General features: G+C 65.4%; 17 protein-coding genes, 1 tRNA gene and 1 pseudogene. 5 read left to right on the top strand and 14 right to left on the bottom strand.

The features are described from left to right. The coding region (locus Y705_RS19260) for an MFS transporter (protein WP_155850038.1) at nucleotides 1-586 on the bottom strand (586 nt) is incomplete at its 3' end. A gap of 101 nt (nucleotides 587-687) precedes the next feature. Here Y705_RS19260 and Y705_RS0110960 point away from each other — a divergent pair. Then, nucleotides 688-760, top strand: a tRNA-Ala gene (locus Y705_RS0110960). Between the two features lie 62 nt (nucleotides 761-822). On the opposite strand, the gene Y705_RS0110955 is transcribed toward Y705_RS0110960, so the two are convergent. From Y705_RS0110955 to Y705_RS0110920, 8 genes are all read right to left on the bottom strand, one after another. Further along, nucleotides 823-1209: a hypothetical protein gene (locus tag Y705_RS0110955; protein WP_026532880.1), complete on the bottom strand. Its 387-nt coding sequence runs from the start codon at nucleotides 1207-1209 to the stop codon at nucleotides 823-825. 302 nt (nucleotides 1210-1511) lie between these two features. Further along, nucleotides 1512-1817 (bottom strand): DUF4193 domain-containing protein, encoded by a 306-nt coding sequence (locus Y705_RS0110950; protein ID WP_026532879.1) that lies wholly within the window; start codon nucleotides 1815-1817, stop codon nucleotides 1512-1514. Nucleotides 1818-1963: 146 nt separating this feature from the next. Beyond that, nucleotides 1964-2224 carry a GlsB/YeaQ/YmgE family stress response membrane protein gene (locus tag Y705_RS0110945; protein WP_026532878.1) on the bottom strand — a complete coding sequence of 87 codons (261 nt, stop codon included), beginning with the start codon at nucleotides 2222-2224 and terminating at the stop codon, nucleotides 1964-1966. 67 nt (nucleotides 2225-2291) lie between these two features. After that, entirely contained in the window at nucleotides 2292-3149 is an 858-nt protein-coding gene (locus Y705_RS0110940; RefSeq protein WP_026532877.1) for an HNH endonuclease, read from the bottom strand. Nucleotides 3150-3214: 65 nt separating this feature from the next. Continuing rightward, nucleotides 3215-3517 carry a hypothetical protein gene (locus Y705_RS0110935; RefSeq protein ID WP_026532876.1) on the bottom strand — a complete coding sequence of 101 codons (303 nt, stop codon included), beginning with the start codon at nucleotides 3515-3517 and terminating at the stop codon, nucleotides 3215-3217. An 83-nt stretch (nucleotides 3518-3600) separates the two neighbouring features. Beyond that, on the bottom strand, nucleotides 3601-4971 hold the full coding sequence (locus Y705_RS0110930; RefSeq protein WP_049822619.1) for an alpha-amylase family glycosyl hydrolase: 1371 nt from the start codon (nucleotides 4969-4971) through the stop codon (nucleotides 3601-3603). Between the two features lie 29 nt (nucleotides 4972-5000). Then, a complete protein-coding gene (locus Y705_RS19255) occupies nucleotides 5001-5828 on the bottom strand; it encodes a cytochrome c oxidase assembly protein (protein WP_049822618.1) in 828 nt (275 codons plus the stop codon). Between the two features lie 7 nt (nucleotides 5829-5835). Further along, nucleotides 5836-6327 carry a DUF2243 domain-containing protein gene (locus Y705_RS0110920; protein WP_049822617.1) on the bottom strand — a complete coding sequence of 164 codons (492 nt, stop codon included), beginning with the start codon at nucleotides 6325-6327 and terminating at the stop codon, nucleotides 5836-5838. Between the two features lie 159 nt (nucleotides 6328-6486). On the opposite strand from Y705_RS0110920, the gene Y705_RS0110915 reads away from it, so the two are divergent. Beyond that, nucleotides 6487-6789, top strand: a complete 303-nt coding sequence (locus tag Y705_RS0110915; protein ID WP_026532873.1) for a DUF4193 domain-containing protein — start codon at nucleotides 6487-6489, stop codon at nucleotides 6787-6789. A 1-nt stretch (nucleotide 6790) separates the two neighbouring features. Here Y705_RS0110915 and Y705_RS0110910 read toward each other — a convergent pair whose 3' ends face one another. Continuing rightward, entirely contained in the window at nucleotides 6791-7096 is a 306-nt protein-coding gene (locus Y705_RS0110910) for a hypothetical protein (protein ID WP_155850035.1), read from the bottom strand. A 136-nt stretch (nucleotides 7097-7232) separates the two neighbouring features. Next, nucleotides 7233-7469, bottom strand: a pseudogene (locus Y705_RS0110905) (alpha-hydroxy-acid oxidizing protein); the annotation flags it as partial. 324 nt (nucleotides 7470-7793) lie between these two features. Here Y705_RS0110905 and Y705_RS19250 point away from each other — a divergent pair. Next, nucleotides 7794-8438: a GNAT family N-acetyltransferase gene (locus tag Y705_RS19250; RefSeq protein ID WP_049822616.1), complete on the top strand. Its 645-nt coding sequence runs from the start codon at nucleotides 7794-7796 to the stop codon at nucleotides 8436-8438. Between the two features lie 39 nt (nucleotides 8439-8477). Here the strand turns inward: Y705_RS19250 and Y705_RS0110890 are convergent, their stop codons facing one another. Next, nucleotides 8478-9143: an alpha-ketoglutarate-dependent dioxygenase AlkB family protein gene (locus Y705_RS0110890; RefSeq protein ID WP_026532870.1), complete on the bottom strand. Its 666-nt coding sequence runs from the start codon at nucleotides 9141-9143 to the stop codon at nucleotides 8478-8480. 52 nt (nucleotides 9144-9195) lie between these two features. Between Y705_RS0110890 and Y705_RS0110885 the strand changes: the two genes are divergently transcribed. Next, the gene (locus Y705_RS0110885) at nucleotides 9196-9651 is read left to right on the top strand and encodes an SRPBCC family protein (protein WP_026532869.1); all 456 of its coding nucleotides are present in this window, start codon (nucleotides 9196-9198) and stop codon (nucleotides 9649-9651) included. Here Y705_RS0110885 and Y705_RS0110880 read toward each other — a convergent pair. Further along, nucleotides 9648-10436, bottom strand: coding sequence for a phosphatase PAP2 family protein (locus Y705_RS0110880; protein ID WP_026532868.1), 789 nt, complete (start codon nucleotides 10434-10436; stop codon nucleotides 9648-9650). The genes Y705_RS0110885 and Y705_RS0110880 overlap by 4 nt on opposite strands. Before the next feature lie 85 nt (nucleotides 10437-10521). Here Y705_RS0110880 and Y705_RS0110875 point away from each other — a divergent pair, with 85 nt between their 5' ends. Beyond that, nucleotides 10522-11184 (top strand): pyridoxine/pyridoxamine 5'-phosphate oxidase, encoded by a 663-nt coding sequence (locus Y705_RS0110875; RefSeq protein ID WP_253908581.1) that lies wholly within the window; start codon nucleotides 10522-10524, stop codon nucleotides 11182-11184. A gap of 15 nt (nucleotides 11185-11199) precedes the next feature. On the opposite strand, the gene Y705_RS19245 is transcribed toward Y705_RS0110875, so the two are convergent. After that, nucleotides 11200-11623, bottom strand: a 424-nt coding sequence (locus Y705_RS19245; RefSeq protein WP_155850037.1) for a sulfite exporter TauE/SafE family protein, incomplete at its 5' end; no start/stop codon positions are given.

Here is an 11623-nt window from a genome sequence, read left to right as displayed (position 1 = left end):
GCCGTGCCGCGAGGACGAAGCCGACGATCCCCACGGGTACGTTGACGAAAAAGATCCATTCCCAGCCCGCTGAGTCGACCAGTACCCCACCGAGGACGGGCCCGATCAGCGTGGCGATACCTGCCACGGACCCCCAGAGGCCCATGGCTGCTCCACGGCGCTCGGGCGGGAAGATCCGGGTGATCACGGACATGGTTTGAGGGGTCATGAGTGCTGCGCCGAGGCCCTGGAGTACCCGCGCGAGGATCAATGCCTCGATGGACCCCGCAAGGCCGCACCAAGCGCTCGAGGTGGTGAAGACAACCAGCCCGATCAGATAGATGCGTCGCGGGCCGAACCGGTCACCGAGCCTCCCGGTGACGAGGAGTGGTACAGCGAATGCCAGGAGGTATGCGCTGGTAACCCAGATCACGCTGTCAATGCCGGCACCCAGGGCTTCCATGATGGCCGGGGTGGCCACCGAGACGATCGTGGAGTCGACCAGGATCATGAAGAAACCGATCACCAGCGACCACAGTGCCGGCCAGGGGCGGAGATCTCCGGACTGAGGGGTCGGCGAACGTACTGCGTGTTCTTTCGGGGGCATGGGAAGAAGCCTACTCCGGCACACTGACGCTCAGGTGGCGACTGCTCCTGCCGGCCGACTTTGAGCAACACCGCGGTTATTGGATACAGTATGGAGTGTTTGGGGCTTTAGCTCAGTTGGTAGAGCGTTTCGTTCGCAATGAAAAGGTCAGGGGTTCGATTCCCCTAAGCTCCACTTTCAGCAAGGGCTGCAGAATGTCCGCTACCTTGCAGCCCGGTGTCCACCGAGCTGCGGAACTAGAACCCGCAGACCTCTTCCACCGTGGCGACCGCTTCCTCCAGCTCGGCGAGGCGCTCGGGATCCTGTTCGAGCCCCTCGGCGTCCTCGACCCGTTCTTCGAGGACCTCCGAGAGCACCTTGAGCTCATCCTTCAGCGGATCCGACGCACTCTCCGAGAGTTCGCCGAGCTGGTCGGATGCAGCCTGGAATCCCTCGTCTCCGGACTCGCCACCCGCCGCAGCGACGATGGCGTCGGCCTCCGTGCAGGTGTCCTCCGTCGACAGTTGCTCGGTCAGCAGGTTTTTCGTGGTCAGTGGCGCGGCGCCACAGCTTGTGAGCGCGAGCAGCAGGACGACGGCGAGCAGTGATTTCTTCAAAAGGTTCCCCTGGGGCAGGTAGATCAAGACACCCCATCCTAACCGCGTATGGACGCCACGGGGCGGCATCCTGCACGCGCGGAAGGCGATGCTTGTCACCTGCCCGACCGAGGATGCCGATGACCCCGATCAACCTGCAACGGTGGTTCCGCTGCGGTCGCTGGTCATCGGCTCCCACGTCTGGGTCGGCCGGGCCGTGCAATGCCGACGTCGAGCTCATCACGGAGTGCGACATCAATCGGTTTCCAGCAAGCAGACTGGATTCAGCGGTGCCGGATCACAACGCAGGTTCACCCCACGAGTGCTGCCGTCGACGCGGCTGCGGCTCCTTATCCCTCGCACTCCGTGCAGTACTTGTTGCCGTTCTTCTCATGGGCCAGCTGGCTGCGGTGGTGCACCAGGAAGCAGGACATGCAGGTGAACTCGTCCTCCTGCTCCGGAACCACCTGGATGAGCAGTTCCTCGTGGGACAGGTCGGCACCGGGAAGGTCGAATCCCTCCGCGGTATCGCTGTCTTCGACGTCGATGAGTGACGTCTGCGTTGTTGCACTTCGCTGGGCCTGGATCGCTTCGAGCGACTCGTTGGCCGGTTGATCTTCCTGGGCGACGCGCGGTGCGTCGTAATCTGTTGCCATGGGGCGAGCTTCTCCTTCTGATGGACGCGCTATAGCGTACATGTGAACGCCACAACCGACACAGGGCGCTGGTTATTCCGCGCTCTGTTACGCGCGGCGGGCGAGCGCTATACTCTCACGCGATCCTGAATGCCGGCCCGGTAGGACTAGCGGGTGACGCGGCGGCGTCCGGCGACGCTTTCCGCAACCCCGATAAGCAGCACGGCGGCGACGACGGCGACGATGAATCCCAGAATATTCAGTTCCCAGATGTTTCCGGTGCCCAGCAGGCTGGCGATGACTCCGCCGATGATCGAGCCCACGAGGCCCAGCAGGAGGGTGGCGAGCAGGCCGAGGTTCTGCTTGCCGGGCTTGATGAGCCGTGCGAGCGCGCCGATCACGAGGCCGGCGATGATGAAGCCAATCATGGTGGTGTTTCCTTTGCGGTTGCGGTTGTTCCCATGATGCCCGACCGCCAAGCGGCCGGGTCAAGGACTAAAGAGCGCTTGACTCGCCCAGAAGCTTTCGGGCGTCAGCTTGGGAGTCTAGCTGAACCTGCGGAACCATCGATCCCTCGATGAATCCTGCGCGGGAAATCATGCGGCGGAGTTCGGCGGGCGTGAAGGGAACGCTCCTGCGGTGCGCCATGGAGTGGCAGTTCGGGCACAACGGCAGAAGGTCGCGAACGGGGTCCAGTTCGTAGCCGGGGGTAAGCTGCGACGCCGGGACGAGGTGGTGGATGGAGATGAAGCCCCGCCCCTCCGGCCCGTACACGGCCTCGAAGTCGAAACGGCACACGGCGCAGGAGAGCCCGTGCTGGGCGAGGCAGATCCTCCGGGCCTCGGGGTCCCGTTCATAGCGGTTGACCGATACCCTCGAGAGAGCAGCCTGCGGGTAGGTGCCCGGAACGGGCAGGATCGAATCGATGTCATCCAGAGCCCGATGCCCTGCCCACACGTCCCGGATCGCCGCTCCGTCTGCTTCCGCGACGGAACGCGCCGATCGGAAAGCCGCTTCCGCTTCCCACGGGACTCCTGGCACCAGGGCGGAAAGCACTGCGGCCTGGAGGTGGTCGCCCTGCTCCAGGAGGGCGTCGAATTCAACGTCGATCCAACGGCCGCCGGCGTCCTCGAAAACGTCCGATGCCACGACTCCATGGCCGATCAGTCCGCGGGCACCCCTGCCCTCCAGGACGAGCCAGGCATCGGTGCCCGGTGGAACCGGCGTCAGTCCTCCGACGGTCCAGCGTGCCCTGACCACCCCGAATCGGCGGAGCTCTTCACGGGCCGAGGGGTAATTCGGCTCCCAGTCGTTCGAGGCATCGGGATTCCAGCCAAGCAGGATTGCCGTCATGGCTCCAGTGTGCCATCAGCCCTCGCACAGGGTTTCCAGACAGGCCGATAAGGGTGGGTGCTCCGCTAGGCGGCAGGCGGCTCTTCCTGCCGCGGGTCCCGGCGGTTCCTGGACAGCTGCATCAGCATCCTGCCGGCCGGCCCAAGCCAGGACAGGATCACCAGCAGCGTGAAGGCCTGGCTCACCGCGGCCCCGAAATTCCCCGCAGGCACAATCTGGTAGGCGCCAACGAGCACAACGACCAGGAGCAGCGCTTTCTTGATCGTGCCGAGGGCCTGGGTCGAAAGGGGTCGCGGCCAGGGAGTGAATCCCGGCTCGGATCGGTCGGTCTTGCCGGCGTTGTCGACGTTGTCAGTGTTGGGGTTCATGGTTCCTCCTGACGCCCATTGTGTCCCTTCGCCGGCTGTTTTCCATACACGTCGCCGGAAGGGCTCCCCGGCGGGATTCAAGGCTAATGGGATTCGCCCAGAACCGCCCAGCCCCGTGGCGGCAGCGTGAGCCGGTGCCCACCGGCGTCGAGCCCGGCTTCCCCCTCGAGAACGGCGCCGGCGGTTGCCGGAACGTCGAGCGTGACAGGGAATTCCGAGAGATTCAGGGCTACGACGATCGACGCGCCCCCTCCATGGGCCTCGTACACGAGGTGTTCATTGCTCAGCGTGTGGACCCGGGTGCGCGCTGTGTGCAGCCAGGAATGCCTGCGCCGGAGCCCGATCAGCTGCTGATGAAGGTGGTACACGGGCCAGCCCGGCGTGGCGAGATCCGACGGCGACGACGGGAACTCAGGACGCACGGCGTCGTCCCCACCCGCCCGGTCCTCCTTGAGGCCGCGGAACGCCTGCTCGTCCCCGTAGTAGATGGACGGGGTGCCCCCGACAGTGAAAAGAACCACCAGGGCATGGGCGAGGAGAGCCGGCTCGGTGAGCTGGGTGGCAAGCCGGGTGACGTCATGGTTCCCCACGAAGGTCAAGGGGGCGAAGGTCTCAAGAAGGGCGTTGTGCCGATCGAGCGCGGCAGCGAGCTCGAAGAAGTTGGCGTCGTTGAGGCCGCTCCAAACGGCTTTCCACAACTGGTACTGCGTCGCGGAGTCGAGCCCGCCTGCGTGCACGTCGGCGGCGTAGTCGCCGTGAATGTATTCACCCACGAAGTAGGAGTCGGGGAATTCGCTCCGGACCTCGCTCAGCACGGTGGACCAGAACGACGACGGCACGGCGTACGCGGCGTCGAGCCTCCAGCCGTCGGCGCCGCGGCGGAGCCAGTGCTTCATCACATCGGCGACGAAGCGTGCCACCTCCGGCTCCCCATGGTTGAGTGCGACGAGATGATGGTGGCCCTCGAAATCGTCATAGGCAATCTCACCACCGGAACTATCACTGCCGGAAACGTCGTCCCCAAAACCCCCGTCGGAAGGCCAGTGGAAGCGGAACCAGCCGGCGGTCGGCGCGGACGGGCCAAGGCGCACGGCGTCCTGGAACTGCTGGAACGAACGGCCGGTGTGGTTGAAGACGCCGTCGAGCAGGACCCGGAGCCCACGACGGTGGGCTTCGTCGATCAACTGGCGGAAATCGTCGTCGTCGCCCAGCCGCGGGTCCACGCGGAAGTAGTCGGTGGTGTCGTATCCGTGCGTCTCGGCCGCGAAGATGGGCCCCAGGGCGAGCCCGGACGCACCGAGTTCCACTGCGTAGTCGAGCCAATCGGCCAGGCGGGCCAACCGATGGGCTGCGGGAGTGCCTGCAGGGCCGGCGTCCTTCTCGGCTCCCACGAATCCCAGTGGATAAACCTGCCACCAGATGGCGTGCTGCACCCAGGATGGCTCGGATGTCACGGAGTTCCCCCTTCAATTCTTCCTCGATCCTAGCTCGGGCGGCGCGTCCCGGCGCGTTGCCGCGCCTCCCGCGCATGCCGCGCACCGCGCCGGACGTCCCGTTGCCGGGCGGCCGAGTAAACCTGCCAGCCGAAGATGATCAGCATTCCCGCGTGCACGGCGTCGCCCCCGTAGTACATCAGCAGCGCCCCCGGGTCGGCCTGGGAAGCGATGAAGCCGGGCGGTGGCGCGGCATAGAGCAGCTTGGCGAGGATCCCGTGGGCTGCAATGGAGGCAAGGAGCACGAACCCCCGCACCACTGCGCTCGACCGGTGCGGATTCGGGTCGATGCCGATGACGGCGAAGGTGAAGAGAAGGCCGCTCAGCAGGAAATGCAGGTGGAGGAGTGCCATCGCTGCCGGTTCGTGGACCACCTGAGGGTAGAGGCCTCCGACATAGAGCGCCCACAGCGGCACGGTGACGAGCAGGCCCGCCGTCACCGGATGGGACAGTACGCGGACGGGAGCGGAGCGCAGGATCCGTGTCATCCGGCGGGAGACGCGCACCGGCAGCCATTTCAGCGCGAGCGTTCCCGGCGCGGCCAGAACCCAGAGCAGGGGGACCACCATCCCCACCAGCAGGTGGACGGCCATGGACGCGACGAAGCTCGCGTGGGCGGCCGTGGCGACGGGGCCGGCGGTGGCTGCGGCGCCCAGGAGCACACCGGCGCACCAGAGGGTCGTCCTCCTTCGCGGCCAGACCAGGCCGGGCCGGCGCGTTGCCGCGTAATAGGCGGCGCCGGGGATCAGCCACAACACGACGACGGCGGTATCCGTGGCGCCGGCGGGAATTGCAGCGGGAAGCAGGGCGGGTGACACTGCGGGCCTACCCGTCTGCCCGGACTGTCCGCCCCGCCCGCCGTCGATGCACCAGAAGCACCACCGCACCGCTGATGATCAGGACCAGTGCGGTGAGGTTCCACAGAAGGTCATACATCGTGAGGTCCACGCCGTAGCGGATCTGGTGGAGGCCGAACACCTTGTGCTGCACCACGCCGTCGTACAGCTGGAAGATCCCGGACCCCAGCAGGACGCCACCCGTCCAGGCCGGAAGCGAGAGCGCGTGGCGACGGCGGAGGTCGGCGAACAGGAACAGCGCACCTACTGTTGCTCCCCAGCTGAAAGCGTGGAAGACGCCGTCGGACACCAGCCCGGCAGCGGTGGTGGAGCGGTCGTAGAAATGGTGCCAGTGAAGGAGCTGGTGGAACACGGCTTCGTCGACGAATGCGACAAGGCCACACCCGAACAGGAGCCCACTGACGATACTTCGCCGGAGGCTGATGCCGCGCCCGGGTTCCGCTGCTGTTTTCGCGCGCATTGGGTTCCCTGCCTGCAGAGTGTTCTGATGCCTGTCCCAGCGTATGACAGGCATCACGGCATATCAGGTCGATCGTGTCAATGCCCCGATTATTTGACGTTAGACTCGGTTGCTGCGACACGCTTCACCACCACGGACACCCAGAAGAACGGCACCGCCATGGCAACGGATTACGACGCACCACGCAACACTGACGAGGACAAGGAAGCCGAATCCCTGGAAGCGCTCCAGGCGAACCGTGGCAGCAGCGCGCAGTCGTCATCGGTGGACATCGAGGATGGGGATACGGCCGAGGGAATCGACCTTCCCGGCGCCGATCTGTCCGGTGAGGAGCTCCTCATCCAGGTCATCCCACCGCAGGAGGACGAATTCACGTGCTCCTCATGCTTCCTGGTGCGCCACCGCAGCCAGATCGCCCTCGAGAAGAACGGCCTGGTCTACTGCAACGAGTGCGAGGGCTGATTCAGGAAACATGCCTGCTGTGCCAACTCCTGGGTGGTTGGGCGGCGGGCTCCAGCGGCAGGTGGCGGACGACGTCGTCCCGCACCGCTCGCGGTGGATCGAGCAGCATCCCCGCCACGGCGAGGAAAGCCACCGGAATCGACACGAGGATGGCGACGGCCACTCCGTACAGGGCGATGATTGCGTAGACCGGCGAGTCGCCGAGGCCGGAAATGAAAGAGGCACTGCCGAAGAGTGCCCACAGCCAGAAGAGCCCGACGGCGAACAGCACGGTGCGCGCGCGCCGATATTTCAACGGGTAATGCATGCGTTCACGCTTCATAGGTTGAGACCCCAGCACTAAAGGGCTCCGCCCCCCGGCATGCCCGCTTTTCTGAATAGTAACTCCACCGAGCGCCATTCGGGCCGTCCGATACCAGAATGAGACGGAACGAACATTCCGGTCAGTGCAGAAGCTTCACGTGGTCCGCGTTGAGGTCCTCGATGTTGTCGACCCCGAGCAACTGCAGGGTGCGGGCCGCCTGCGTGGCGAGGATTTCACTGGCACGGTCCAATCCTGGCCGGCCGCCTGCCATCAGCCCGTACAGGGAGGCCCTGCCGATGAGCGTGAAATCGGCACCCAGTGCGAGGGTGGCCACAATGTCTCCGCCACTCGCGATCCCCGTATCGAGGACGATGGCCGTCCTGTCCTTGAGTTACTATTCAGAAAAGCGGGCATGCGGTGAGGGAAGGCATCCGGGTACTCGCGGCCCTGGGCGTGCTGAAAGCCGGCGTCGGCTCGGGCACCGGCGGAGGAACGATATGGACCGCCCCGGCATCGAGGCCCGGGGCTTCCTCGTCCTCGATGCGTTTTTCCATGTCGCCCTCGGCATATCGAGGGGTTCTACCGGGAGGCTGACCTTCAGGAATAGTCAGTCGGCTGAGCTTTCGATTTTGAAGCTTCTCCCCTAGACTTCAAGGACTGGTCGAGAAGCAGGCCATGGAACCACTATGTGGAGTAGACCATGGAACAATTTCCCCAAGTACTTGACCGTCCCCAGACCCCTTCAGCCGAAGCGACACACTCCTTCGACTGGTCGAGGACCCCGAGTCCCGCTCCTGCTTCCTCGCGTAGTGCCGAGGAACCCTCATTCCCCACCGACCTTTCCGCGGTCTCCACGCGGCAACTGCGTACCCTGTGCAACCGCACGTACCAACTGCTGGATTCCGATTACCCCTCGATGGAGACCCGCGACCGCTACGAGGCCCTGGTGGAGGAGCTCGAGTGCCGAGAGTCGGCTGCCGAGGCTCCTGCCGAGCCCGAAGGCACTCGGGAGAAGTTCCGGGACAACGCCCTTTTCTCACGCTTCGAGCTGTACCGCAACGGGGTGATGGCCGGGTACGTGCAGTACGAGATGCGTGGCGGCGATGTATTGCTCCTCCAGGCGGTGATCGACTCGAGGTTCCGGCGGATGGGACTCGAGCCCGTGCTCATGCAGGCGGTGCTGTTCAACGCGCATCGGCGTCGGCTCGCTGTCATGCCGTACTGCCCGGAGGCACAGGACTTCCTTCTGGCGCACCCGCAGTTTCTGTCCCTCATCCCCACCAAGCAGCGCCGGCGCTTCAAGCTCCTGACTGCCGCCAGAGAAGCGGCGCAGCAGGAAGCCTGACGCGCGGGCCCGGATAAGCCGGGGTCTTCCCGGCGCTGATCAGCCGGGCAGACCAGTGACCCGAAGGGTGATGTTGAGGCGTCCTGCAAGTCCCAGGATCGGATCCGCGGTGTTCGGGATCGTCTTCAGAACTCCGTGATAGGCAGATCTTGACGGGCCGCCGAAGACGAAGAGGTCCCCTGACTGCAGCTGCAGGTCGCGCCAGGGTCGATTGCGGTTCTCGGTGTTACCGAAGCGGAACAGGCAGGAATCGCCGAGACTGAGGGAGACCACCGGCGCAGCGGAACGCTCCTCCTTGTCCTGATGCATTCCCATTCTGGCCGCCGCGTCGTAGAAGTTGATCAGCGCCGCATCGGGGCGATAGTCGGCCGCGGTTCCGGGACCGAACGCCTCGGCAACGGCATCCTGTCCCAACCGCCTCAACGAGTCCGGGAAGGGAGCCACTGTGCCCCCACCGGCGTCGTCGGCCGTCCGGCTGTATCGATAGGGTTGCCAGTGCCAGCCGAGGCAGGCGGTCTTCACGGACATGGTGCCTCCGTTCGGCATGGTGACCGAGCGCATCCGTACCGGGGCCGTAGCCCAACCGCGGCATGCCACGACCAGATCCATCTGCAGCTTCAGCGGAAGCCAGTCGGGGACATGGACAGCACCTGACGCAGGTTCGCTCCGTTCCCGGGGAAGGAGGGAAGCGGCGTAGTCCGTCATCCTTCAATTGTGGCCCAAGCTCCACCGGGACTGTACGGGGTTACAATTCGCTATGGAAAAGTTGCGTTTCTCCGTGTCGATCGAGGCTCCCGTGAACGTGGTCTGGAGTGCCATGCTCGGCGACGAGACCTACCGGCAGTGGGCCGGGGTCTTCCAGGAGGGATCCCACTTCCAGGGCACGTGGGAGAAAGGGAGCACTATCCGTTTCCTGGGTCCCAGGGAGGATGGTGGCTTCGAAGGCCTGGTCGGCACCGTGGTGGAGAACAAAAGCCATGAGTACATTTCGATCCGGTATCACGGGCAGGTCGCGAACGGGATCGATCACGTCACCAGCGACGTGGCCCGGCAGATCAGCGGAACCGAGGAGAACTACACCTTCACCGAGTCCGACGGCGTCACCACCGTCGACGTCGAGATGGATAGCGCCGACGAGTACGCCGCGATGTTCAACGAAGGCTGGCCCCGGGCACTCGGAAAGCTGAAGGAGCTGTCGGAGGCCCGCCGCTAGGTGGCGATTCCGGCGGCTGGACGGCGCAGCGTGAGCAGCAAGCGATGCGCCGTGACCACGAGGGAGAGCCAGGCGATCCCCAGCGTCCACGCGACCAGCACATCCGTCAGCCAGTGGTGCCCCAGGTACACGCGGCTGAGACCCATGGTGACGGCGAAGACGACGGCGAGGCCGATCGTGAGCGTGCGGGTCCGCTTGCGGTGCTGGCGGAGTACCAGCAGATAGGCCACGATACCTGCGATCACCAGCGCATTGAGTGCGTGTCCACTCGGGAAGGACGGTGAGCGTTCGTAGGGCGGCACCGCGAACTCAAGGGCGGGACGGAGGCGGCCGATGGCTTCCTTCCCGGCAACGGTCATCAGGAGGGATCCGAACGCCGCTGCCGGAACCAGGATCACGGGCGTCCAGGACCTGCGTCGAACGGCAAGCAGGACCATCACCGACACCGCGAGGATGGGCATGCCCACTGGTCCGCCGACATTGGTGTAGGCGGTCACCAGACTGTTCAGCCACGGCTCGCGCAGGGTGAGAGCGAGGTTCAGGGCCGGCTGGTCGAGGGCGGCGACGCCGTCCGCTTCCGCGACCGCTTCGTAGACTTCGGCCGACGCCGCCGTCAGTGCCGCGGCAAGGCCGCCGCCGATCGCGATGATGAGCAGAAGAACCCAGTGCGGCCCGAGCCAGGTACCGAGCGGTCGGACGCTCCTCACCAGCCAGCGACCCAGGGGGGTACCCCAGCGCGTGAGATCCCGAGGGCCTATCCGGTGGTCTTCGTGATCGGAGGGCATCCTCCGACTCTAGAGTGTGGGCTCGCTGTCTGGCATCTGCTGAAGAGACCGCCAACGGACCCGGAATCGACGATAGGGTGTCCGCATGAGCAACCCCGGATTGGTCCGCGACCTGCTGAGTGGAGTGCCCGCCTTTCCGGAATCGATGCCCACTTTCGACCCGGCCGGTGCGCCGGAGTCACCGATCGACCTCTTCGTTGAATGGCTTACGGCCGCCGTGGAAGCGGGAATCCGTGCCCCGCACGCCGTCAATCTCGCGACGGTGGGCGATGATGGTGCACCGGATGCCCGCGTGGTGATCCTGAAGGACGTGAGTGCGTACGGGTGGTCGGTTGCTTCAAGCAGTGACAGCCCCAAAGGCCGCCAGCTGGCCGTGAATCCGGTGGCGGCGCTGACTTTCTTCTGGCCCGGTTCCGGACGGCAGATCCGGGTGCGTGGCACAGTGTCCCCGGGTAGCGCCGAGGAGAACGACGCCGATTTCCAGCGGCGCCACCCGGTAGCCCGGGCACTGGTGCTGGCCGGACACCAGAGCGACAGGATGCAGGGCAGGGAGGAGCTTGATACCGGAGTCGCCGCCCAACTCGAGCTGGTCGGAAAGCAGGGAAACCTCGGCTCGCCGGGCTGGACCGTGTATACCGTTGCGCCCGACGCCGTCGAGTTCTGGCAGGCAGACCCCGAACGGCGTCATACCCGGCTGCTGTACACGCGGTTCGGGGACGGGTGGCACACGAGCCTGCTCTGGCCGTGAGGGGGCGGTGCGTCGTCAGTCGAAGAAGAGAATGCGGACGAGTGCGATAGTGCCGATGACAAGAATGGTCACCCGCAGGACATTCGGTGACAGGCGTCGGCCCACCTTGGCTCCGCCCAGGCCGCCGAGGGTAGCTCCGGCCGCAATGGCAGCGGTGACCCGCCAGTCGATCGATTCCCAGGCGACCAGCATGAAGGTCACGGCGGCGACGCCGTTGACCACCGTCGTCAGGACATTCTTGACCGCTGTGATCCTCTGGAGGCTTTCCAGCGTGACGACGCTCATGAGCCCGACGATGAGGATACCCTGCGCCGCACCGAAGTAGCCGCCGTACATCCCGAGCACGAGGATGCCGGCGAGCAGGATGAGGCGCGCGGGTGCGGACTCGCTGGCGGGAGGCAACGGCCCGCCTGCCTTGGCCGCCGCGCGGCGTTGGACG

This window comes from Arthrobacter sp. H41 (genome assembly GCF_000520535.1).
GTDB lineage: Bacteria > Actinomycetota > Actinomycetes > Actinomycetales > Micrococcaceae > Arthrobacter_D.
This window is presented reverse-complemented; position numbering and strand designations above follow the sequence as displayed.

Excerpts from the sequence above, each read along its gene's own strand:
- Y705_RS0110950 (WP_026532879.1), bottom strand. The coding sequence starts at position 1,817 with ATGGCAACAGATTACGACGCACCGCGCGTCGCCCAGGAAGATCAACCG.
- Y705_RS0110890 (WP_026532870.1), bottom strand. The coding sequence starts at position 9,143 with ATGACGGACTACGCCGCTTCCCTCCTTCCCCGGGAACGGAGCGAACCT.
- Y705_RS0110885 (WP_026532869.1), top strand. The coding sequence starts at position 9,196 with ATGGAAAAGTTGCGTTTCTCCGTGTCGATCGAGGCTCCCGTGAACGTG.
- Y705_RS0110940 (WP_026532877.1), bottom strand. The coding sequence starts at position 3,149 with ATGACGGCAATCCTGCTTGGCTGGAATCCCGATGCCTCGAACGACTGG.
- Y705_RS0110910 (WP_155850035.1), bottom strand. The coding sequence starts at position 7,096 with ATGCATTACCCGTTGAAATATCGGCGCGCGCGCACCGTGCTGTTCGCC.
- Y705_RS0110920 (WP_049822617.1), bottom strand. The coding sequence starts at position 6,327 with ATGCGCGCGAAAACAGCAGCGGAACCCGGGCGCGGCATCAGCCTCCGG.
- Y705_RS0110875 (WP_253908581.1), top strand. The coding sequence starts at position 10,522 with ATGAGCAACCCCGGATTGGTCCGCGACCTGCTGAGTGGAGTGCCCGCC.
- Y705_RS0110935 (WP_026532876.1), bottom strand. The coding sequence starts at position 3,517 with ATGAACCCCAACACTGACAACGTCGACAACGCCGGCAAGACCGACCGA.
- Y705_RS0110945 (WP_026532878.1), bottom strand. The coding sequence starts at position 2,224 with ATGATTGGCTTCATCATCGCCGGCCTCGTGATCGGCGCGCTCGCACGG.
- Y705_RS0110880 (WP_026532868.1), bottom strand. The coding sequence starts at position 10,436 with ATGCCCTCCGATCACGAAGACCACCGGATAGGCCCTCGGGATCTCACG.
- Y705_RS0110915 (WP_026532873.1), top strand. The coding sequence starts at position 6,487 with ATGGCAACGGATTACGACGCACCACGCAACACTGACGAGGACAAGGAA.
- Y705_RS19250 (WP_049822616.1), top strand. The coding sequence starts at position 7,794 with ATGGAACAATTTCCCCAAGTACTTGACCGTCCCCAGACCCCTTCAGCC.